The following is a 673-nucleotide window of genomic DNA, read 5'->3' as shown; positions in this document are numbered from 1 at the left end:
CGTTGTAAAACATTTACCTAAACCTAAAAAGTGAATCAAAAAAGTTATCTAATTATTTTACTATTTCTTGGATTCTATTCTTGCGAACACTTTTCTCAAAAAGACTATTTTGACAATATTGTTTATAAAGCTTATAATACTAGGTACGACGGTCTAGTAGTGGAAAAATATATTGACGCAAAAGACCATAATAGAAACATCCTGATAATAGAAAATAACCTTTTTGAAAAAAACAAGACTGACTTTACATTTCAAAGTTTAAGGTTATTTGACTTTATAAAAATTGGCGACACAATTTTTAAAGAAAGAAAATCTATTACACTAAATATAAAGCGCGTAGGACTGGACACTTTAATTAATCTAGATTTTGGGAATATCAAAGGTCACGAGGAATATTACTGGGAAAATCCATATCTAAATAAGGAAAAAACCAAAGATTCTTTGAATCAATAATTTAAGAGTGCAAAAAGAAAAACGTTTTACAACACAACCTAAACGTAATGCGGGCTTTTGGGCAAAACCGAAAGGTCTGTGTATATTTATGTAGTCGCTAAATCTTATGGATTTAGCTTTATACAAGAAAAAATAAAACTAAACAATAAGCTTTAGCTTCGTGCGTAGACGGAAACTCAACGTTTCCTTACTTCCGCACTACGCTTAGCTCAACCGTTGT

The 673-nt window shown here is 30.6% G+C and carries 1 protein-coding gene; it reads left to right on the top strand.

What is annotated here, in order from left to right; genetic code table 11:
* Nucleotides 1-30: 30 nt before the first annotated feature.
* Nucleotides 31-453, top strand: a complete 423-nt coding sequence (locus ACOCEA_RS17980) for a hypothetical protein (protein WP_420757659.1) — start codon at nt 31-33, stop codon at nt 451-453.
* Nucleotides 454-673 lie beyond the last annotated feature (220 nt).

Source organism: Maribacter luteocoastalis (assembly GCF_048890225.1).
In the GTDB taxonomy this organism is placed as follows: Bacteria; Bacteroidota; Bacteroidia; order Flavobacteriales; family Flavobacteriaceae; genus Maribacter; species Maribacter luteocoastalis.
Note: the sequence above shows the minus strand (reverse complement) of the source record. Positions and strands in the feature narration are given on the sequence as shown.